Origin of the sequence: Candidatus Kapaibacterium sp. (assembly GCA_023957315.1) — a bacterium.
GTDB lineage: Bacteria > Bacteroidota > Ignavibacteria > Kapaibacteriales > UBA2268 > PGYU01.
Genome location: JAMLHE010000014.1, coordinates 65,576 through 87,626 on the forward strand (window position 1 = coordinate 65,576; position 22,051 = coordinate 87,626).

At 37.1% G+C, this 22,051-nt stretch carries 19 protein-coding genes; 8 read left to right on the top strand and 11 right to left on the bottom strand.

The window, feature by feature from the left end; genetic code table 11:
* Window positions 1-46 precede the first annotated feature (46 nt).
* A complete protein-coding gene (locus M9949_12535) occupies window positions 47-709 on the top strand; it encodes a T9SS type A sorting domain-containing protein (protein MCO5252227.1) in 663 nt (220 codons plus the stop codon).
* Here the strand turns inward: M9949_12535 and M9949_12540 are convergent.
* Window positions 706-1,953, bottom strand: a complete 1,248-nt coding sequence (locus tag M9949_12540) for a hypothetical protein (GenBank protein ID MCO5252228.1) — start codon at window positions 1,951-1,953, stop codon at window positions 706-708. The genes M9949_12535 and M9949_12540 overlap by 4 nt on opposite strands.
* A gap of 134 nt (window positions 1,954-2,087) precedes the next feature.
* Here M9949_12540 and M9949_12545 point away from each other — a divergent pair, with 134 nt between their 5' ends.
* On the top strand, window positions 2,088-3,149 hold the full coding sequence (locus M9949_12545; GenBank protein ID MCO5252229.1) for a class I fructose-bisphosphate aldolase: 1,062 nt from the start codon (window positions 2,088-2,090) through the stop codon (window positions 3,147-3,149).
* 70 nt (window positions 3,150-3,219) lie between these two features.
* Here M9949_12545 and pta read toward each other — a convergent pair whose 3' ends face one another.
* Both pta and M9949_12555 read right to left on the bottom strand, forming a co-directional pair.
* Complete coding sequence (gene pta / locus M9949_12550) at window positions 3,220-4,197, bottom strand: phosphate acetyltransferase (protein MCO5252230.1); 978 nt, start codon at window positions 4,195-4,197, stop codon at window positions 3,220-3,222.
* 15 nt (window positions 4,198-4,212) lie between these two features.
* Window positions 4,213-5,457: an acetate kinase gene (locus tag M9949_12555; protein MCO5252231.1), complete on the bottom strand. Its 1,245-nt coding sequence runs from the start codon at window positions 5,455-5,457 to the stop codon at window positions 4,213-4,215.
* A gap of 355 nt (window positions 5,458-5,812) precedes the next feature.
* Between M9949_12555 and M9949_12560 the strand changes: the two genes are divergently transcribed.
* From M9949_12560 to M9949_12580, 5 genes are all read left to right on the top strand, one after another.
* Window positions 5,813-7,180, top strand: a complete 1,368-nt coding sequence (locus M9949_12560) for a dipeptidase (GenBank protein MCO5252232.1) — start codon at window positions 5,813-5,815, stop codon at window positions 7,178-7,180.
* Window positions 7,177-7,554 carry a hypothetical protein gene (locus M9949_12565; protein ID MCO5252233.1) on the top strand — a complete coding sequence of 126 codons (378 nt, stop codon included), beginning with the start codon at window positions 7,177-7,179 and terminating at the stop codon, window positions 7,552-7,554. The genes M9949_12560 and M9949_12565 overlap by 4 nt, the downstream gene beginning before the upstream one ends.
* Window positions 7,544-8,227: a monofunctional biosynthetic peptidoglycan transglycosylase gene (gene mtgA, locus M9949_12570; GenBank protein ID MCO5252234.1), complete on the top strand. Its 684-nt coding sequence runs from the start codon at window positions 7,544-7,546 to the stop codon at window positions 8,225-8,227. Before M9949_12565 ends, mtgA begins: the two co-directional genes overlap by 11 nt.
* 3 nt (window positions 8,228-8,230) lie before the next feature.
* Window positions 8,231-10,870, top strand: a complete 2,640-nt coding sequence (mutS, locus tag M9949_12575) for a DNA mismatch repair protein MutS (GenBank protein ID MCO5252235.1) — start codon at window positions 8,231-8,233, stop codon at window positions 10,868-10,870.
* 89 nt (window positions 10,871-10,959) lie between these two features.
* Window positions 10,960-13,512 (top strand): ATP-dependent Clp protease ATP-binding subunit, encoded by a 2,553-nt coding sequence (locus tag M9949_12580; protein MCO5252236.1) that lies wholly within the window; start codon window positions 10,960-10,962, stop codon window positions 13,510-13,512.
* A gap of 88 nt (window positions 13,513-13,600) precedes the next feature.
* Here M9949_12580 and M9949_12585 read toward each other — a convergent pair whose 3' ends face one another.
* The 7 genes from M9949_12585 to M9949_12615 form a co-directional block, all read right to left on the bottom strand.
* Window positions 13,601-14,779: a T9SS type A sorting domain-containing protein gene (locus tag M9949_12585; protein ID MCO5252237.1), complete on the bottom strand. Its 1,179-nt coding sequence runs from the start codon at window positions 14,777-14,779 to the stop codon at window positions 13,601-13,603.
* Window positions 14,780-15,338: 559 nt separating this feature from the next.
* Window positions 15,339-15,977, bottom strand: a complete 639-nt coding sequence (locus tag M9949_12590) for an IS3 family transposase (GenBank protein MCO5252238.1) — start codon at window positions 15,975-15,977, stop codon at window positions 15,339-15,341.
* Between the two features lie 230 nt (window positions 15,978-16,207).
* Window positions 16,208-16,498, bottom strand: a complete 291-nt coding sequence (locus M9949_12595; protein ID MCO5252239.1) for a transposase — start codon at window positions 16,496-16,498, stop codon at window positions 16,208-16,210.
* A gap of 73 nt (window positions 16,499-16,571) precedes the next feature.
* Entirely contained in the window at window positions 16,572-17,219 is a 648-nt protein-coding gene (locus tag M9949_12600; protein ID MCO5252240.1) for a hypothetical protein, read from the bottom strand.
* 230 nt (window positions 17,220-17,449) lie between these two features.
* Window positions 17,450-17,650 carry a hypothetical protein gene (locus tag M9949_12605; protein ID MCO5252241.1) on the bottom strand — a complete coding sequence of 67 codons (201 nt, stop codon included), beginning with the start codon at window positions 17,648-17,650 and terminating at the stop codon, window positions 17,450-17,452.
* 706 nt (window positions 17,651-18,356) lie between these two features.
* A complete protein-coding gene (locus M9949_12610; protein ID MCO5252242.1) occupies window positions 18,357-18,539 on the bottom strand; it encodes a hypothetical protein in 183 nt (60 codons plus the stop codon).
* A gap of 730 nt (window positions 18,540-19,269) precedes the next feature.
* Window positions 19,270-19,458, bottom strand: coding sequence for a transposase (locus tag M9949_12615; protein ID MCO5252243.1), 189 nt, complete (start codon window positions 19,456-19,458; stop codon window positions 19,270-19,272).
* 402 nt (window positions 19,459-19,860) lie between these two features.
* Here M9949_12615 and M9949_12620 point away from each other — a divergent pair, with 402 nt between their 5' ends.
* On the top strand, window positions 19,861-20,736 hold the full coding sequence (locus tag M9949_12620; GenBank protein MCO5252244.1) for a T9SS type A sorting domain-containing protein: 876 nt from the start codon (window positions 19,861-19,863) through the stop codon (window positions 20,734-20,736).
* A 103-nt stretch (window positions 20,737-20,839) separates the two neighbouring features.
* Here the strand turns inward: M9949_12620 and M9949_12625 are convergent.
* The coding region (locus M9949_12625) for a hypothetical protein (GenBank protein ID MCO5252245.1) at window positions 20,840-22,051 on the bottom strand (1,212 nt) is incomplete at its 5' end.

A 22,051-nucleotide genomic window follows, 5' to 3' on the forward strand; every position in this document is an offset into this window, starting at 1 on the left:
TAAAGCAAAATCCTCTATTGTTATTTATTAAAAATTAGGTTGCTCTATGAAATTTATATACTATCTCCTTGTTTTATTGTTTATTGCGACTAATCTCCAAGCTGCTAATTTCAAAGTCGAACCAACTGAAATTATCATCAAAAAAACGCCGGATTTCGATTATGTTTATGATTATGCCGAAATAATTAGTCTGACAGACGAACCTGTAACTATAAGTTGGGAGAAAGAGTATTTGACTGAAGTCCCGGCAAATTGGGAAACTTCAGTGCAGTGTCCGGGCGAATTTCATTTCGATTCGCATATCGCAGGATTTACTTTCGAGCTAAGCGAGGAATCAAAGTTTGACAACAAATTTATATTTCATGCCTATCCAAACCAATCATTCGGCTATCTCGAAGCGGCTTTTCATTTTCATGAAATCGGTTACCCAGATGATGTCCAGACAATAGTTTTCAAGGTAAGTATATATGATGTTATTAATAGCATTGATGAGCCGCACAAAGATGACTTAGTCCGAATTGATGGAAATCAAATCAATTTTACCGACAAAATTGCCAAAGCAATGCTTTTTGACTTAAACGGTAACTTAATCGCCGAATGTAAAAGCGGTGATTATTATAATTTGGCTCATCTTTCAGCCGGAATATACATCGTTAATCTCGTTACCAACGACAATCGAACTTACAATCACAAGATTATCAAGCGCTAAGGCTTGCACGTTAGCAAATACACACGATTATTGATTACACCGAGTGATTCGAATCTTTCAGTTTTTCGATTGTATATTGCCTTTGAAGAGTAATCAACCATGATACCAGCATGTGTATTGCGTGTTTCCAAATAAGTCATATTTAGATGTAATGATGTTCCGTAAGCAATTGCCTTGCCTTCGGTATCAATTGCAACAGGATGCGATGGGTCTAATCCGCCATAGACAACATATTTGCGACCATTGACATTGACAAAGCAATCCATATCACAGCCCATAAAATACAAAACATCACCATCGTGAGTAAATCTGGGAACGCCCGGAGTCAATCCACCATTATATTCCGTGGTGCTGAATACTACAAAATTAGCCAAATTGAAGGTTGCTCCATACGAGATTAGTGCAAGATTGGGATGCACAGCCAGTCCCCAAACATTGTCGTACATCATTCCATAGAGCGGTTCTCGGTATTCATCCGAAAACATTACCCCTTGATATTTGGAGCTAAAGCCCAGCACTAAAACACCAACTGTTTTCCCGATAGGGTTGACTGCGATTTCCAACACTTCTTTGAATTCTGTCGAAATTTCCTTCTCGTTGTAGTAAACTCTCCAACCGTTGCCACGTCTGCCTGCATAGACAAATTCGCCGTTTTCTTTGAATCCGGCATCTAAAATATCATCAAAAAAATCGCTGTCACGACCATTGATATTGACAACATGAGAGGTGCCTCTGAGTGCAGTAAAAGCAAATCTATCACCCCAAGGACTGATGTGTAATTTCCCGGCTCGATGCATAATTTGAATTTCTCTGCCGTTTAAATTGACATACTCTATATCTCCACGATATACCGAATAAACCAAAAGATTGGTTAGCGTAGAAAATATGATGCTACCCGGGGTGACCGAGCCAAAATCAATAACTTCATAACGAGTAAACAATTTCCAGCTGCCTACATCATATCCAAAGAATGCCCAGTTGTTACCATCATGTGAGAAAACGGGCAATGTCAGCGAGTCCAAGACATCGTACTCAACATCGCTGATTGTGATTCTGTATTTGAAACTAAATGGTGCTGTAATCACCCACCAATTACCGGTTGTATCAATTCCTAAGTCAATTAGTTGCTCTGAGCCATCAGTTATCATAAAGTCACGGCATCTGTCTGCTTGAGCAAATGTTGAGGAAATAACAAAAATTATAAAAAATGTAGTAAATATTAAAAACCATGCTTTTGTCATCATTACCAAAGTACCAGTTTGTTATTCATAAAAATTTTCGTAATTTAGCAAAATCGAATATATTAAAATACAAATGATAAACGTATTAGTATAATTATTGTAAAAAATTTCAGAAAATTATTGAAACGGAGTATAAAATGAGCAAAATCACTGAGTATTTGGGCGAGAAATCCGATTATTTGTTAAATTTTTCGACACCAAAAATTTCTAAAGAACAACTTAATCTTCCGGGGCCGGATTTTGTGGATAGAGTTTTCATAAATTCAGACCGAAATAACCGTACAATCGGGAATTTGCAATGGATTTACAATCATGGACGTTTGGCTGGCACAGGCTATATGTCAATTTTACCTGTTGACCAAGGTATCGAACATTCAGCCGGAGCAAGTTTTGCCAAAAATCCTATATATTTTGATGCCGAAAATATCGTCAAATTAGCTATCGAAGGCGGTTGCAATGCTGTTGCTTCGACTTTTGGCGTGCTTGGCATCGTTGCACGTAAATACGCTAACAAAATCCCTTTCATTGTCAAAATAAATCATAACGAATTGATGACTTTCCCAAATAAATTTGACCAAGTCCTATTCGGCAGAGTAGAACAGGCTTATGATATGGGTGCTGCTGCAATTGGTGCGACGATATACTTTGGTTCGGAAGAAAGTTCACGTCAGATTGTCGAGATAGCCGAAGCGTTCCAGTTAGCTCACGAGCTTGGGATGGCGACTATTTTGTGGTGCTATGTGCGTAATCCGGAATTCAAAAAGGACAAAGATTACCACGTTTCGGCAGATTTGACCGGACAAGCAAACCATTTGGGTGTGACGATTCAAGCTGACATTATCAAGCAAAAATTACCTGAAAACAACGGCGGATTCGATGCTCTCAATATGGGCAATTCATCTTACGGAAAATTCGACAAGCGCATTTATACTGAACTTTCCTCAGACCACCCGATTGATTTGTGTCGCTACCAAGTCGCAAATTGTTATATGGGCAAAATTGGACTCATAAACAGCGGTGGCGCATCAGGTACAAATGACTTCGCCGAAGCTGCCGTAACCTCAGTAATTAACAAACGTGCAGGCGGACAAGGGCTAATTTCGGGTAGAAAGGCGTTCCAACGTCCGATGGAAGAAGGAGTAAAGTTGCTGAACACAATCCAAGATGTTTATCTTAGCCCCGAAGTTACGATTGCATAAGGGAAATGAAATTTAAAAAAAAATGGGACAACGATAAATTGTCCCATTTTTTTATATAGTTAAATCAAAATTACATTAAGCTGCAAATTGCAGCAACGTTGACCATGTCGTCCACCGAGCAACCGCGTGATAAATCGCAATATGGCTTGCGCAATCCTTGCACTATTGGACCAACTGCTTCCGCACCTGCCAAACGTTCAGTAAGTTTATAACCGATATTGCCTGAGTTTAAATCGGGGAATACAAGTACATTCGCTTTTCCGGCAACTGTCGAGCCCGGGAATTTCCGTTCGCCGATTGATGGAATGATTGCTGCATCTAATTGCATTTCGCCATCACTTTGCAAATGAGGTGCTTTTTCTTTCAACATCGAAGTAGCCGATTGTACTTTAGCTACTAAATCATGCTCTGCACTTCCGTTTGTTGAGAACGACAGCATAGCGATTTTCGGTTCAACGCCGGTAATTTTTTGGAAATTTGTTGCCGAACTGATTGCGATATCACAAAGTTGAGGTGCTGTTGGGTCGGGATTGACCGCACAATCAGCAAAGCAATACATCTTATCGGGGAAAGTCATAATGAAAAATGAACTTACGATTGAAATGCCTTCGGCGACACCAACGGTAAATATCGAAGCACGCATTACATCGCCTGTGCTCGAAACGTTTCCACCTACGACAACATTGACAATGCCTGTTTCGAGCAGAAATCCTGCATAATAGAGCGGATTACCGACTGTCTCAAAGGCTTGTTCTTGTGTCATTCCTTTGTGTTTGCGTTTTTCGTAGAGCATAGCTGCAAAATCATTGCGATGTTCATCTTTCTTAGAATCGTAAATCAAAATATCCTCAATGTTTACACCATTTTCAGTAGCAACCTTTCGAATATTTTCGGGATTGCCAACCAAAACCGGACGAGCGATTTTTTCGTCTTTTAGAAAGCGGCTTGCCTTAATAGTACGGATATCTTCTGCATCCGGAAAAGCTACAAGCGCATTTTTCGACTTAGCTTTGTTTCTAATTTCATCAATAAATGGATTTTTTGACATTATTTCACCTTTATATTATGGTAATTTTGCATTTAAAACAACTCTGACTGTATCGCGAGCAATAACTAATTCCTCATTCGTAGGCAAAACATAAACTTTGATACGACTATCGGCAGTGCTGATAATACCTTCTTTTCCACGAATCATTTGCTTATTCAATTTTTCGTCTAATTTTATTCCGAACCATTCCAAATCTTCACATGCTCTTGCTCGCACTTCGGCAGCATTTTCACCGATACCGCCTGTGAAACAAATCGCATCGGCGCCATTCATCTGAGCCAAATATGCACCAATATATTTCTTGATTCTTTGGCTGAACATTTTGACAGCAAGTGTAGCACGTCTGTCTTGGTGTTCTTCTTCTTCCTCGAGCAAATCACGCATATCGTGTGTTAAGCCCGAAATTCCCAATAAACCGGAGCGTTTATTCAACATGTTGAAAATTTCATCTAAAGTAGATTGCTCTTTGTGAGCGATAAATTCGATAACAGAAGGGTCAACGTCGCCGCAACGAGTTCCCATCATAAGCCCTTCGAGTGGAGTGAAACCCATTGATGTATCGAGCGATTTGCCATTTTTAATCGCACAACATGAAGCACCATTGCCGAGATGCAAAGTAATGATGTTGGTTTCATCCTTTGTGAGCCCTTCAATTTTTCTGTATCTGTAGGATACATATCTGTGTGATGTTCCATGGAAACCGTATTTTCTAATTTTATATCTTCTATAATATTGATACGGAATGGCGTACAAATAGCTAGTTTCCGGCATCGTTTGGTGGAACGATGTGTCGAAAATAGCGACTTGTGGCGTTCCCGGTCCAAAGACATCTTTTGCTGCCTTGATACCTTTGATATTTGCCGGATTATGCAGCGGAGCCAAGTCTATGTTATCTTCGAGGCTTTTGATTACATCGTTATCTATACGTACAGAATGGTGAAAAGCTTCACCACCGTGAACTGTTCTATGTCCGACAGCATGAATGTCGTTGATGGAATTAATGCCCGGAATTTGTGATTCGTCGGAAATAATCCAGTTGATGACATAATTGATTGCTTGCTTGTGGTCGCGAAGTGGAGCGGCTTGCTTGAACGCTTGTTTTCCTTCTACTTTGATGGAAATCAGTGATTGTGAGCCGATTCTTTCGACTAAACCTTTGACTAAACATACATCTGCATGCTTTTCGATTAACTCTAAGTCTGTCTCAATGATTTGAAATTTGAGAGATGAACTTCCGCAGTTTAAGACTAATATATTCATAATTTATCCAAAAATTGTTCAAACAAGTTAAATTAACTTAATACAAAAATAGTGAATATTTTGATATTATTGTGATTGTATTGTCAATATTTAAACAAGTTTAAGCGAATTTTATCACTTTTAACAATGCAGTTGTAACTAAATAAAATTTTAGGAATGTTTAGTTATGTCTTCATTTGCAAAATTTTGAAAAAAGCTTCAACAAATGATTAAAACAATGGAAATATCAATTATATAGAATTCTACAACAGAATTTAACTACAACTAAGGTGAAAGAAAATTTTAACGATTAGCCACATTCATTCGTCAAACCAAAAATAAAAATATTTGATATTTTTGATTAAAAGGAAAAAAAATGAGCGATTACATTCAGTTTATCGAATCGAACAAAGACAGATTCTTCACAGAATTGGTTGATTTTTTGAAAATACCCAGTGTCAGCAGCCAGACAGAACATAACCAAGACACTCGTAAAGCTGCAGATTGGCTCGTAACTCAGCTTAATGATATTGGAATGCCCCGCGTGGAACTTTACGAAACAGCAGGGCATCCGGTGGTATATGCCGAAGATTTGCGTGCAGGTGCAGATGCAAAGACAGTTTTGATTTATGGTCACTATGACGTTCAGCCCGTTGACCCAATCGAATTATGGAATTCTCCACCATTCGAGCCTGTTGTGAATAATGGCAAAATCTATGCTCGTGGCAGCTCCGACGATAAAGGGCAAGTTTTCGCACACATCAAAGCAGTCGAAGCTTACCAAAAAACTAACGCAAAATTACCTGTCAATGTCAAATTTATGATTGAAGGCGAAGAAGAGTGTGGCAGCAATAATCTCGACGTTTTTATCCGCAAGCATAAGGAAATGCTCAAATGCGATACTGTAATGGTATCCGATACCGAGTGGTTCGCAGAGGGCTTGCCTTCGATTTGCTATTCATTGCGTGGGCTGTCTTACATCGAAATTACCGTGACCGGACCCAATCGCGACTTGCATTCAGGAACTTATGGCGGAGCTGTTGATAATCCGTTAAACGTGCTATGCGACATTATTTCATCTCTTAAAGATAAGTACGGTCGTATCACAATTCCGGGCTTTTACGATGACGTCAAGCCTCTCACAAGCGAAGAGAGAGAGGGCTTTGCAAAGTTACCGTTCAATTACGAGGAATACACTGAAGAATTGGGAGTAGCAGAAGGAAACGGCGAATTTGGCTTCACAACTTTAGAACGTACTTGGGCTCGCCCAACTTTAGACCTTAACGGAATTTATGGTGGTTATACAGGCGAAGGTGCCAAAACAATTCTGCCTTCAAAAGCATCCGCAAAAATTTCGATGCGACTTGTGCCATATCAAAATCATGAAGATATAACTGCAAAAATCACCAATCATTTGAAGGCAATCACGCCTCCGACAGTGAAATTGGACATTACTCCGCTTCATGGTGGCAATCCTGTGATGATTGAACTCGAAAGCGAAGGTCTGAATGCCGCAAAGCGCGCTATGAACAGAGCTTTCGGCAAAGACCCAATCATGATGCGCGAAGGGGGTTCGATTCCAATTGTCGAAATGTTCGGCTCGGAACTTAACGCACCTACAATATTAATGGGCATCGGTTTGCCTTCGGACAATATTCATTCGCCGAACGAGAGTTTTTCAATTGATAATTTCTTTGGTGGAATTAAAGCAAGTGCAATTTTCTTAGAAGAATTCGCTAAATGAGAAATAAATTAATATATATATTTATAATTATATTAATTATTTCTGCTTGTGAGCCGAAAAAAGACCCGAAAATAATTGTTTCGGAAAAGAAATTCGGTTTTGCTGAAAGTGGGCATTATTTCGCCGATGTTACATTAAAAAATGTCGGCGAAATTCCTGCTTATTTTGTAATTTTAATAGCGACCGCTTATACTGACGGGAATGAAATGCAGCGAGTAGAGCGTGGCTATGGCGATATTTTTCCCAATGGAGAGAAGAATTTTCGCCTTATTTTCGACAAATTTCGCTTGAATCCACCCGATACTGTCAATTTGGAAATTACATTTTCGCATTCTATTTCAAATTCTGTAGCTCCGGTGAATCATGATTGGTAAAATATTTAGAATTATAATATATTATAGTCTGCTATTTATTATTTTTTCAGTCGCTTTAGTAGTAGTTTATAAATATGTAAACCCGCCACTGACGCCACTGATTATAATTCGTTCTGTAGAATCCATCGCAGACGGTAAATTGCAATTTATCGAACGCGAATGGGTTGACTACGACGAAGTTTCTCCAAATTTAATCAGAGCAATAATAGCAGCAGAAGACGCAAGATTTATGACTCATTACGGCATTGATTGGAAAGCTGTAAAAGAGGCGCAAAACTATAATAAACGACAAAAAGGCAAAAAAAAGCGAGGAGCAAGCACAGTCACTATGCAAACTGCAAAAAATACATTCCTGAATCATTCACGAAATTATGTCAGAAAAGCTTTTGAAGCATATTTTACATATTTAATCGAGGCAATTTGGGATAAAAAAAGAATTATAGAAATTTACGTAAATGTTGTCGAATGGGGCGACGGGGTTTATGGTGCAGAAGCTGCATCTAAAAAGTTTTTCGGTAAATCGGCAATTAATTTAAGTCGTCGTGAAGCAGCTTTGTTGGCATCTGTTTTGCCAAATCCAAATAGATGGTCGCCTGCTAAGCCTACAAATTATATTAATAAAAGAGTAAATATGATTTCCGGTCGTATGAATTCTGTACAAATACCGAGTTAAATAATGATGAAAGAAAGCAAAACTCCTTTAGGAAGACAATATAACCAAATTAAGCAGAAATATCCCAATACTATATTATTATTTAGACTTGGAGATTTTTATGAAACTTTTGGCGATGATGCTGTAATTACAGCGGCGGTTTGCGGAATTACTCTCACTAAGCGAAATAACGGTGCAGGTGCAGATACGCCTTTAGCAGGTTTTCCGTATCACCAACTCGATGCATATTTGCCGAAAATCGTTAAAGCCGGGCATCGTGTAGCCGTTTGCGAGCAACTCGAAGACCCGAAAAAAGCCAAAGGTATCGTCAAACGCGGCGTTGTCGAAGTTGTAACACCCGGAGTTGCTCTATATGATAAATTATTGGAAACGAAAAGTAATAATTATATTATATCATTATATGCTAAAGACTTAAAGTCATATATTAAACAAATAGGAATTGCAATTACCGATATTTCTACAGGCGAATTTTCCGTAACAGAAATTGAGTCCACTAAATTAAATGATGTTTTAGTTAGTCTCAATCCGGCTGAAATTCTCGTGAGCAAAGAGCAGAAAGATTATTTTACCTCAGAATTATCGGCAATGAATTTCACACCGGTTATGACGAAAATTGAGCATTGGATTTTCGAATATAATTTTACTCTCGATATTTTACTCCGACATTTCAAAATTAGTTCGCTAAAAGGCTTCGGAATTGATGAATTAAATTATGGAATATCGGCTGCAGGTGCATTATTAAATTATGTCAGCGAAACTCAAAATAGTGTTATCGGTCATATCAGCACCATAAATCGCTACAATGTCGAAAAATATATGCAGTTGGATAAATCCACACGGCGAAATTTAGAAATATTATTTTCCCAAACTGATAATAGTTCCTCGTCACTGGTTTCTGTAATTGATAAAACAATTACTCCGCAAGGCAGCCGTATGATTCGGAAGTGGCTAAGTATGCCTTTGGTATATAGCAAGGATATTCTAAAACGACAAAATTCGGTCACTTATTTTTACGATAATGATAATATTCGGAAAGATTTGCAAAAATTGATGCAAGAAATCGGCGATATTGAGAGGCTTATTACCAAAATATGCACTGCAAGAGCTAATCCCCGTGATGTGGTGGCTCTTAAAAATAGTCTTGCAAAAATTCCGATGATTAGCGAAATGCTAAAAAGCAGTTCAAATGCCGAAATAATTAATTTAATTAATAATTTCCTGAATACTGATGACGTTGTCGAACTAATCCAAAATTCATTCATAGATGACCCTACGGCTCAATTAGGTACGGGCAGAGTCTTCCGCGATGGATATGACGAAGAATTAGATTCCTATCTTACAGCTAAATATTCTGCTAAAAAATGGCTCGATGATTATCAAGAAAAAGAAAAACGTCGCACTGAAATTCCATCGCTCAAAGTTGGCTTTACAAGCGTATTTGGATATTATATCGAAATTACAAATACTCACCTTAATAAAATTCCCGAAAATTATGTGCGAAAGCAAACTTTGCGAAATGCCGAGCGTTACATTACCGATGAATTAAAAGAATTTGAAACCAAAATATTAAATGCTGAAGAAAAAATATCCGAAATTGAAAATTCATTATTTAATCAAGTAATTATTAAAATTGCCGAAAGCACAAAACAAATTCAAAATAATGCGATTGTAATTGCAACTATAGACTGTTTACAATCACTCGCCGAAATCGCCAAAATAAATAATTATGTCAAACCGGAAATTACCGAAGAAACCGTTTTAGAACTAGTTAAAGCTCGCCATCCCGTTGTTGAGAAATTGCTCAAAGAGGGCGACCATTTTACTCCAAATTCTACCGAAATGAACACTGATGATAATTTAATTCATATTATCACAGGTCCTAATATGTCCGGTAAGTCGTGCTATTTGCGACAGGTCGCGGTAAATGTATTGCTAGCCCAAATTGGCGGATATGTCGCAGCAGAATCGGCAAAAATCGGCGTTGTGGATAAGATTTTCACTCGAATCGGAGCTCAAGATAATATCACAGCCGGAGAAAGTACATTTTTGGTGGAAATGCAAGAAGCTGCAAATATCATGAATAATGCAACTGAACGTAGCTTGATTCTGCTCGACGAAGTCGGTCGCGGAACTGCAACTTTTGACGGGATTTCCATCGCGTGGTCAATCGCCGAGCACATTCATAACAAAATTAAAGCGAAAACCTTATTCGCCACTCACTACCACGAATTGAACGATTTATCAGAACGTTACTCGGGCATAAAAAATTACAAGGTTGAGGTAATCGAAACAGGCTCAGACATTATTTTCTCCCATAACGTCGTTCCCGGTGCAAGTGATTATAGTTTTGGCATTCATGTAGCCAAAATGGCAGGTATGCCGTACGAAGTGATTTCGCGGGCAGATGAAATTATGGCTACACTCGACGAAGAAAAACATGGTACTGAGCGTAAAAACAAGCCCGATATGAAATCCATTAAAACCACAAAACCCAAGCACAGCGAAGACCAATTGGCTATTTTCGAATTTCGTGATGATGAGATGCGTCAACGAATTGCAGCAATAAAAATTGACCATCTGACTCCGGTACAGGCGTTCAACTTAATCGTAGAATTGCACAGAGAAGCCCACATGAAGCAATAAGCTTCACTTTTCCACACTAACACTACCTCAACAAATATTCATTGACTTAGAGCGTCAATAATACAGTTTAAAACTAAATTGAAAGGACTATGGAAGGAAATTTTTCAAATAGAGTAAATGATGTAATAAGACTCAGCCGAGAGGAAGCGATTCGTCTCGGACATGACTACATTGGTACTGAGCATCTTTTGCTGGGTATCATTCGCGAAGGCGATGGAATGGCTGTACGTATCCTGAAAGGTTTGGGTACAGACTTGTTTAAATTGAAAAAAGGAATTGAAGATACTGTCAGACAATCGAGTAATACTATAACTATCGGCAATATTCCACTTACAAAACAAGCTGAGAAGGTACTTAAAATTACTTATCTCGAAGCTAAATTATTCAAATCCGAAACTATTGGCACAGAGCATTTGCTACTGTCGCTCTTGAGAGATGAAGAAAATATTGCTGCCCAAATATTATCGCAATTTACTGTTAATTATGATGCTGCTCGCCGTGAATTAGACGGCATTATGAGTGGTCAACCTCAATTCATGCGTCCTCAGCAAGGTGCAACTCCTGTTTCGAAAGCTACGAAGGAAAAGGCTAAGACTCCCGTGATTGACAATTTCGGACGTGATTTGACTAAACTCGCATTGGAAGGCAAACTTGACCCCGTGATTGGTCGATTGAAGGAAATCGAGCGTGTATCGCAAGTGCTATCACGTCGCAAGAAGAACAACCCTGTCTTAATAGGCGAACCCGGTGTTGGTAAAACTGCGATTGTGGAAGGCTTGGCGCTGAAAATCGTTCAGAAAAAAGTTTCTCGTGCCTTGTTCGACAAACGGATTGTGACTCTTGACCTTGCTTCACTTGTTGCAGGCACAAAGTATCGCGGGCAGTTTGAAGAGCGTATGAAAGCGGTAATCAATGAATTGGAAAAAGCTAAAGATGTGATTTTGTTTATAGATGAGATTCACACTATCGTTGGTGCCGGCGGTGCCAGCGGCTCGCTCGATGCTTCGAATATGTTCAAACCCGCATTATCACGCGGCGACATTCAGTGCATCGGTGCTACAACTTTAGACGAATACCGCCAGTATATCGAAAAAGATGGTGCCTTAGACCGCAGATTCCAAAAAATCTTGGTTGACCCGCCATCATCGGATGAAACTTTGCAAATTTTGAATAATATCAAGGACAAATACGAAGAGCATCACAGCGTGGTTTACACAAATGATGCTATCGAAGCCTGCGTAAGATTTGCCGAAAGGTATATCACAGACCGCATGTTCCCTGATAAAGCCATTGATATACTCGATGAAGCCGGTGCTAAAGTGCATTTGGCAAACATCGTTGTTCCGAAGGAAATTTTGGAATTTGAAGAAAAAATAATTGATATTCGCTCTGAAAAAAACAGTGTGGTCAAAAAGCAGAATTTTGAAGAAGCTGCAAGATTGCGCGATATGGAGAAAAAATTACAGAACGACCTCGAACTTGCCAAAATCGAATGGGATAGCAAATCCGGAGAACAAGTGTTTCCGGTTAGCGAAGATGACGTTGCGGACATTGTTGCCATGGTGACAGGTGTACCTGTGAATAGAATCGCCGAAAAAGAATCTAAAAAATTGATGAATTTAGCTGAAGATTTGACAAAATATGTCGTCGGTCAAGAAGATGCTCTCAAGTCTCTTGCAAAAGCTATTCGTCGCGCACGTGCGGGATTGAAAGACCCAAAACGTCCAATCGGCTCATTCATGTTCTTAGGTCCAACTGGTGTTGGTAAAACTGAACTTGCAAAAGCTTTGGCAAAAGTTATGTTCGATTCCGAAGATTCGCTCATTCGCATTGATATGAGTGAATATATGGAAAAATTCTCGGTCTCGAGATTTGTCGGAGCTCCTCCGGGATATGTCGGATACGAGGAAGGCGGGCAATTAACCGAAAAAGTTCGCAGAAAGCCATATAGCATCATTTTGCTTGATGAAATCGAAAAGGCGCATCCCGATGTGTTCAACATTCTTCTGCAAGTGTTTGATGATGGCGTCCTAACTGATGGACTCGGTCGTAAAGTAGATTTCAAGAATACGATAATTATCATGACATCAAACGTCGGTACTCGCGACGTCAAAGCAGGCGGTAATATTGGATTCTCGAGCAACAAATCTACCAATGATTATGAACATATCAAGTCAACTATCGAAGAATCTATCAAGCGATTGTTCAACCCTGAGTTTATCAACCGGATTGACGATTTCATTATCTTCCATCAATTGACTAAGAAAGATATATTGAGCATCATTGACATTCAAACCGATGCTTTAATGAACAGATTGAAGGCAAATAAGATGAAATTCGAACTAACTACCGCTGCGAAGGAATTCCTTGTGGAGAAAGGTTTCGACGAAAAATATGGTGCACGACCATTGAAACGGGCAATCCAGAAATTCCTCGAAGACGAAATCGCAGAGATTGTTTTAGTCGAAAATCTTGGAGTAGGCGCTGTTGTTACGGCTGATTATGAAGCCGGAGCTGACAAGCTGAAATTTGAATTCACAAAAGGTGTTAGCCAAATTGATGAAAAAACTTTGCTCAAACCCACTATCAATACACCTATCGGTGGCGATGTTGATACGGATAACGACGTCAACAAAAACTAATCGCTATTAATAAAATTAAAAATGGGGCATTGATTGCCCCATTTTTTTTTATTTGTTTCGTCAGTTGTTACAAGTGACGTAAAGGTAACTACAACTTTATAAATTTTTGAATTTGATTTCCAATTCTGATGAAATACATTCCGGGCGCTAAAGATGAAACATTAATTCTGTTGCTTTGCGATTCCAAATTGACTGATAGCACAGTTTCACCAAGCAAATTCAAAATGCTAATCTCCAAACCTTCCGAAGTTTGGATTGTAATATAATCACTTGCAGGATTGGGGAAGATATTGTATTGCAATTCATCAGTTCTGTCATTAACGCTTGTGGGATCAAACGTTAGTTTCAATACCAAACCTAACTTCATATCTCCTATTAAAATTGTTTTTTCATCTAAGAACTCAACAGTCCAAATTGAAATTCCTAATACGGTAGGTGTATATATATATTCCCAAGTGTCACCTCCATCAAATGTATAATATAGGAACCCTGTGTGATAGGACACCCCAAAATTATTATCAAAAAATTTAACATGGTTTAAGGAACCATTAAATTTCTCGGGATTCCCAATAACTTCTTTCCATGTCAATCCATCATCAGTAGATTTAATCATCCATTCGTAATAGTAATTAGGAGGGTTTTCATTATGAATCACAATAGCACCACTGATTAAAATGTTATGGTTGGGTGTAATTGTAAAATTTAAAGGCCTCCCTCCAGTTATTTTTGTTACAATTTGCCAAGATAATCCACCATCTAATGTTTTCAAAAGATAATTTGAACCATAGTATCCGGAATAACTGCTTATTGATGTAAGTAAGTAATAAATATTATTGTCAATAACTTTAATGTTCGAATTGCTAAGATAAAAACTTGTATCATAATCAAATTTAGAGATATCTGGAGCTATTTGCTGCCACGTTTGTCCTTTGTCCGGTGATTTAAAAACATTAAATCCGGCGCATGTTAGTATTATATTATCATTATAATCAAGGCTTCTAACAATAGAAGATGTGCCAAATATTGTATCATTTATAAATTTATTATTTTGTTTATCTATCTTACTAATAATTCCACCTGTCCTGCCCATAAATATTTCATTATCAATGGCAACAGCAGAATATGGAATCGCTGAACCTGGAAATTCACGTGCTTTCATGGAGTCTTCTGTCCAGAAATATGGAGTTGTATCTCTTACAGTAAGGGCAAAATTTGCACCTAAATCAGTAGATTGGAATACATAATTATCTGCATAATCATGTCTCACACTGACCCATATTTGTTGTTGATTAGTTGTAATTGTTCTCACAAAAAGATGTTTATCATCATTAATCTTGTTTTTAAAATCATATAAAGTATCTGCTTTGAATTGACAAAACAATAATCCAAAGGAAAATGAAATTTGTATCAAAATAATTAAAAGGAATTTCATATTAGCCTCGTATAAATTAAAATTTTAAGAGAACCCAGCCCATTAGACTGGGTCCTCTTTTTAAAAGAAGTTCAAATACCTCAATATTTGATGAATTTTCCATTTTCAACTATTAAATTAGATTCATCAATTACGCGATAAAAATAAATACCTTTCAATAAATCAAAATCAGGATTTAAGTTTGAAGATATTTTTATTGAAGAGATTAATCTACCGTTTATATCAAATATATGAAGTAGATGACCATCGAACTTTTGATTCATCCTTTCGAACAAATTGTCATACTCAACATTCACAAAATCAGTACCACATCCAAAAATAGACCTTTTTTCCGGCGGACCTTCCTCTAAATTTATTGATCTTCCCCCAGTTTTGTGTACACAAATATAAGAGATTATTTGTTACTAAAAAATTGTTGTTCAAATTCTAGCGGAGATAAATAATTCAAACTGGAATGCATCCTATGTCTGTTATAGAACACTTCAATATACTCGAATATCATCATCTCAGCTTCACTCCTTGTTTTAAATCGTGTTTGGTAAACTAATTCCATTTTTAATGTATGGAAAAATGTTTCTGTTATTGCATTGTCATAACAATTGCCTTTTCTACTCATACTTTGCGATATATGATTATTTTCAAGCAGATTGCGTACCTCGTTGCTTGCGTATTGCACACCTCTATCTGAGTGAAAAATCAATCCTTGCTTGGGCTTCCTTTCCGTGATTGACTTTTCTATCGCAGAATGTACAAACGCTTTGCTTAATCTTGTGTCAACTCGCCAGCTGATTATCTGTCTTGTAAATATGTCAATTACAACGACTAGATAAAGCCAGCCTTCTCGTGTCCAGATATATGTTATATCCGATGCCCATACTTTATTTGGGCTTATTGTTGTAAAATTCTGTTTTAATTGATTCTCAGCCACCGGAAGACTATGATTTGAATTGGTAGCTGCTTTAAATTCTCGCTTTACGACTGATTTTAAAGATTGCTCTCGCATCAGTCTTGCAACCTTGTTCTTACCTATCATGATGCCTTTTACGACGCAATGCCTGTGTTATTCTGGGCGACCCGTAAACTCATATTCTTTTCAAATATCTCCTTTATTTCTTTATTAATTAATTTGTCTGCATTCTTCGATTGCTTGTTTCATCTTTGCTTGTATTTATAGTACCCAGCTCGTTGATACTCCTATTGCCCGGCATATTCTCAATACTGCATATTCTGAGCAGTGCTTTTCCACAAAGGAGTATTTATCTTCTATTCTTTTGAAAATATGCCGAGTGCTTTTTTTAATATGTCTCGCTCCTCTTTTAAAACCCGATTCTCTCGCTTAAGCCTTGTAAGCTCTGAATCTATAGGGCTTTGGTGTCCTTTACCGGGGAATGCACCTTCAGCATCTTTCAAATACCGTTGCTTCCAGAGATGCAAGGTATTTTCGTTTATACCAAGTTCTCTTGATAATTCCGATATTCGCTTTTGTTTGCTTAATATCAGTTTTACAGTATTTATTTTAAATTCTTTGTCGTATGTTCTTTTTACTTTTTCCATTTTTGACCTCCGTTTTTCTCAAATCTAACTAGTTTTCATCTCTTTTCCTAATGTCCACTCTATTGGGGGAAGGTCATATCATATCACAATAATAGTAACAAGGTTTTGTATCATGTGCACAGTTTGGTGGTGCACCTTCAGGTATATAGGCTTTAACTAATGTAAAGACATTTACATCATTCACCTGAGTTACATGATATTTTTTCCAACAACAATTTTCACTGAAGTTTGGACAATATTCAATTATTACTTGACCCTCTACAGTTAGTTTTCCCCAACATGATACATTCACTGCTCGCCAAACTGCAGTATCAAGTGGATTAATTCCATATTCACCAACCATCCAATTATAAACTTTCTTCAATGCAATGTTGTAAAGTCCAAATATATTAAGTTGGTCTAAACACATATTATTGCAATTTTCATGGTAAGAGATGCTTTTGATTTGACAATCATATTCACTAATTTGACCATATGGAGGATTTGGATCGGGACATTCGGCGTGCCTATGCCAAAATTGAATTACTAAATTATGATTAAAACAGTCAGGCGGCGTTGTAGGACAAATGTCCCCTAACCTCATGGTTATCGTTTCTAATTGCCAAATGCTTAATGGACAATCCATCCAACATGGTGGCGGTTCATACTGACTATACAGTTTGGGTGCAATTGAATGAACTATAAATAGCACCCCTATCAAAAATAAATATTTTTTTTTCATGTTAATACTCAATTTTTTTTATAAATTTTTATTATTTAAAACAAAAAGCAAATACACGTCGAATTTCCCGCGTTGGGTATTCAGACCACCCCCAAAGCTCCCCGTGCTATGGGTGTTCATCGCACAATCACATCCTACCTCGCTCAACAGTGAGTGAATACGATTTATAGTATGTCAATGAACTTTGCGAGAGTTTGGTTATTAAACTGAGACTATGATTCTTGTGTGTTTCAAGTGTATTTGAATGTGGAAAAGTTCTGTGCAATAGGATACAATAAGATTTTAGCATCTCGTCGCTCCTCTGTAGCTCTGTAGCTCTGTAGCTCTGTAGCTCTGTAGCTCTGTAGCTCTGTAGCTCTGTAGCTCTGTAGCTCTGTAGCTCTGTAGCTCTGTAGCTCTGTAGAAATCCCTATTTTACAAATTTTCAACATCAATTGTCTTTATTGTATGTCTGTACATTGCTAATATATAAAAAAATTCTTATTTCCAAATAAAAATTGAAAATATTTTGCAAAAAATTTGACTTTTTTTCAAAACAGATTGTTTGTTGATGCTACATTTGAGGTATATGAATAAATAAAACTTCGTTATACTTTAAAAGCATAACGAAGTTTTGCGGAGGCTGTCTCACAAGGGCAGCCTCTTTGGCTTTCAATAAGGTGATAAAATGGGACTAATTGTTATAATAAGTATTCTAAATTTAATAATTGGACTAGAAATGAGTATTATTCCATTTTTGGTATGTTTTGATGCTAATTTGAGGCAATTTTTGATGGGAAAGTGAGATATTTTGCTATTTTAAGCTACAAATTTGCTCAGATTGTGGGCTAGAGCCAATAGTCCAACTTCGATTTCTACTTTTTCTTTGCCTCCTCAGTAAAAAATCTTCTAAATTGTTTGTTGTGTTTGATATTGCCAAAAACCCGCTTCTGGTTCAATTGGTCGTCGTTTTCGTTTTTTCACACCTTCATGACCTATCAGTCGGGATTTTGCTTTTTTGCTCTTTAGTCGTTTTGCTTCTTTGTTTATTTCTATCGTTCGATTGTCAGCTCCTTCGTGATAAGCCGCCTGCAGCGCAGCAACTGACGCAGTTTTTGGCTCTATATCGGCTAACTATTTGTTTGTATCCGTTCAAAGTTATTTTTTCTTTCTCTCCGATATTTTCCATCGCTTGACCCATTGGGCAATAGTAACAGTCCTGTTCTTCGTTGTAATATAGATTGTCGGACTTGCTGATGTCTTTCTGCCACTTGCTTTTCTGCTCTTTATGAAAATAATTGTATTTGATATAGGCTTTCTCGATATTATTGTCTTCTGCATATTTGTAATTCTCATGACTCCTATAACCTGCATCAGTTGTGATTGAATTAGATATTCACGATATTGGCGTTTATATGGATTCTATATGTTCAACAAATGTTGAAGTGTCTCCGGGTGTTTGATGAATGCTGTAATTGACCACTATTTGGATTGTTTGTACTTATTTGCCAGTTGTAAGCAGCTTTTAGTTGTCCGTTTTGCATGCGGTCTTCTCTTTCATTCGCATAAATACTGCATCAGGGTCGGTTTTTGAACAACTGTTGCGACCGTTCATTTGCTTTTCGTATGCTTCATATTTCCTTAATTGTTCAGACCAAGTTTTCTTCACTCTTGTCAGTTTAGCGCGTACATTTTTATCAATCTTTTTTTACCAATACTTTATTTATTTCTTCTATTGTTTCAGTTATACTCTCGGGATTTATCTCTTCATAGCTCTGTGGTCGGACGTCTCGCATTTTCTGCGCTTACCTGAAGTGCGTATTTCCACAATTCATTGACTTGTTGTAATATTTTTTCTTTACGGGTTCGGATATTTTTACCCCTAAACAAAACTGTATTTATTGGCATTTGCTTCCTATTTTCGTGCCGTCTGGTATATATCTTTAATATCCAAAATTCCGGCTTCATGAAATAGCATTACTACTTTAGAGAATACTTCTTTTCAAGCCGCTTGCCAAGCGTTTATCATGGAAGCGATTGATTGTATTGTGATCCGGCTTTTGCATACCGCTTAGCCACATATAATGAATATTTTCTGCACTAAATTTTCTATTCTTCGGCTTGAATAGACATTATTCATATAAGCATATACGAGTATTTTCAGAAGCATTCTCGGGCTGTAGCTGGTAGCTCCGCCACCGATGTAATTGTTTTCGATATCGCTTATATCAATTTCATCAATAATTTTATTATCATCCAATGGATGAGTCTCTTAATCATTTTCATCCATGATGAGATACAGAAACGCTAAGATTTGATTTGATGAATAATAACTGCATCTTGACAGCACTGCTAACTTATTGTTGATTACAGCTGTTATGACGCTATTTTGCACCTAGTATTTTCTCGTATTTTTCCACAAAAATATAAAAAATGGCTGCCCTTATGAGACAGCCTCGCATAAACAATTTTACTTAATCATTATCGGCATTGTACGAGTGTCCTTATCCAGTTATTAAATCTTGCAATCTTAACAATATATTTGCAAAACTACAGTATATAGTCGTTAGATTTTTTTTTTTACTATTGTAACATTTTAATGAATTTTGTGTTATATACTTGAATTAGTAACAATATTTTATCATATTATGGAAAAAATAAAATGAAAACTGCATTATTAATAATCATGTTGATTATTGTTTTTACACACAATATCTTTTCTCAGTGTGCAGAGGAAAATACTCTATATTCATTTACATTCGATGGCAAATCATACGAAATCGTACAAAAAGCAATGACATGGGCTGATGCCGCAGACTGTGCAGTAGAACGGGGCGGATACCTAACTATTACCAATTCCTCCGAAGAGCAAAATGCTCTTTACGATGCCATTGTAAATGGCGCCAAAATACCCTGGAATTATACACAACTTCCAACAGGTGGAGGCATTGGTTATGTATGGATAGGTGCTACCGACCAAAATGAAGAAGGAAAATGGATATGGGACGGCAAAAATGAAGGTATGGGAATCCATTTTTGGTCAGGTGAAGGAACTGCTGGTAAAGGTGATGGGTATGCAGTTGATAACGCATACCATAATTGGGGAGGTAAAAGTACAGGAACCATTAAAGAACCGGATAATTATGGCGGAAGTCAACATTATGCGGGTCTTGCGCTTGCAGGATGGCCCCTTGGTACTACGATGCTTGGAATTTCGGGCGAATGGAATGATTTAAGTGGTAGTTCTCAGTTGTATTTTATTATAGAATTTGACGAAACATCTCACATTAATCACGAATTCAATGCTATATATGCAAAAATTCACCCCAATCCAAGTTCGGGAGCAATTGCCATATCTACGGATATCTCAAGTTATCAAGTACGAGTTATGAATTTGAATGGACAAACAATTTATTCCCGGAATCATACCACGTCAAATGCAAATATTGACTTGAATGGCTTCCCAAATGGGGTATATTTAGTGCATATATCAGATGGTAAAAGAGGTTCAATAAGCAAATTAATACTCGATAAATGATATTAATATCCTAAATTATTTGTTCAATTCACAAAAATGTCAAGGGAAAGATTATCGTGTTGCGTCCCGTCAGGTGTTACACCTGACGGGAGTATAAACAATTTTACTTAATCATTATCGGCATTGTACGAGTGTCACTGTTGTCTGTGACTACGAGATAGTAGTAGCCCGGACGGATTCCATCGGTTTCTATTTCGAGTATTGCAAGTCCGGTAAGCGGTTGATATGTTATGAAAGGTTCGATTTGTCTGATGCTTTTACCAAGATAATCGAATATTTCTACTTTCATGTTATCAATTGCGGCACGAGTTGCGGTAATTTCCACTTGTGCTCGGTCTTTGAAAGGATTTGGTCTGACTTGATTCATTAAGAATGATGGAACGCTTTCTGTTACCGATACTCCGAGAGGGTCATCCACTAAGAATCCACCTTTTATGCTCAAATAAGTAGCTCCGTTGCTCAGTTCATGTAATCCGTTAAAATATGAGTTATATTCAAACCCGTATTTAACCGGTTCAATCCTGAAATAATCATTGTTCTTATCAATAATAAAATAATGCTCTTTCATATCATAAGGTTCATTAAGAGTTCTAAAAGACCTTATAAAACACCATTTTCTAAGTTTGCTGTCAATACGAATACTATTTATTTGATATGCAGAGTCATTAGGGAATATTAAATCCCTGTCGAGTTCTACTTTTTCAATATTTTTCCCATCAAAGTAAAAAAAGCTCTCGTAAAAAAGGTCATCTACTCTTAAAAATAACTTATCATCCCCATATTTTTGCATATCAGTAATAATGGGCATCAATGACGGTATAAGTTCTTCTTCGCTTATGAAATTGTTAATTATCGTATCTTTTATGTATGTATAGTGGTACTCATGAGTTTCCAAATCTAAATATGCTAAATCGAATTGGATAGTACGAAAGTATAATTTGTTATCAAGAGCTACTAAATTGGTTTGAGGGTGCTTTCCTAACATCATAATTTCATCTTCACTGAGATGTGATGCTAATGTATCAAGCTTTGTCCCATCATATTTAACAAAATTTGGATTAGGACCTCTTGAAATATAAATATCTCCATTATTATGTTTATACATAGAATGTATAAAAAATAATTTACTAAGAGGGTCAAAATTATTAAGTATATCATTATTTCTAATAAATTCGCTTCCATTGAACATAAATAATCCCTCGGTTGTGGTAATCCAAAGAACATTGTCGTTTTTATTTACATGGACTGCATCATGCAATAGTAAATATTGTGGTGGATTTATCCCCATTTCAGTATTTGAAAATTTGAGACATTT

Bases quoted from the DNA above. Each gene is read 5' to 3' on its own strand.
- M9949_12535 (MCO5252227.1), top strand. From the start codon at position 47: ATGAAATTTATATACTATCTCCTTGTTTTATTGTTTATTGCGACTAAT.
- M9949_12540 (MCO5252228.1), bottom strand. From the start codon at position 1,953: ATGATGACAAAAGCATGGTTTTTAATATTTACTACATTTTTTATAATT.
- M9949_12545 (MCO5252229.1), top strand. From the start codon at position 2,088: ATGAGCAAAATCACTGAGTATTTGGGCGAGAAATCCGATTATTTGTTA.
- pta (MCO5252230.1), bottom strand. From the start codon at position 4,197: ATGTCAAAAAATCCATTTATTGATGAAATTAGAAACAAAGCTAAGTCG.
- M9949_12555 (MCO5252231.1), bottom strand. From the start codon at position 5,457: ATGAATATATTAGTCTTAAACTGCGGAAGTTCATCTCTCAAATTTCAA.
- M9949_12560 (MCO5252232.1), top strand. From the start codon at position 5,813: ATGAGCGATTACATTCAGTTTATCGAATCGAACAAAGACAGATTCTTC.
- M9949_12565 (MCO5252233.1), top strand. From the start codon at position 7,177: ATGAGAAATAAATTAATATATATATTTATAATTATATTAATTATTTCT.
- mtgA (MCO5252234.1), top strand. From the start codon at position 7,544: ATGATTGGTAAAATATTTAGAATTATAATATATTATAGTCTGCTATTT.
- mutS (MCO5252235.1), top strand. From the start codon at position 8,231: ATGATGAAAGAAAGCAAAACTCCTTTAGGAAGACAATATAACCAAATT.
- M9949_12580 (MCO5252236.1), top strand. From the start codon at position 10,960: ATGGAAGGAAATTTTTCAAATAGAGTAAATGATGTAATAAGACTCAGC.
- M9949_12590 (MCO5252238.1), bottom strand. From the start codon at position 15,977: ATGATAGGTAAGAACAAGGTTGCAAGACTGATGCGAGAGCAATCTTTA.
- M9949_12595 (MCO5252239.1), bottom strand. From the start codon at position 16,498: ATGGAAAAAGTAAAAAGAACATACGACAAAGAATTTAAAATAAATACT.
- M9949_12600 (MCO5252240.1), bottom strand. From the start codon at position 17,219: ATGAAAAAAAAATATTTATTTTTGATAGGGGTGCTATTTATAGTTCAT.
- M9949_12605 (MCO5252241.1), bottom strand. From the start codon at position 17,650: ATGTTGAAAATTTGTAAAATAGGGATTTCTACAGAGCTACAGAGCTAC.
- M9949_12610 (MCO5252242.1), bottom strand. From the start codon at position 18,539: ATGCAGAAGACAATAATATCGAGAAAGCCTATATCAAATACAATTATT.
- M9949_12620 (MCO5252244.1), top strand. From the start codon at position 19,861: ATGAAAACTGCATTATTAATAATCATGTTGATTATTGTTTTTACACAC.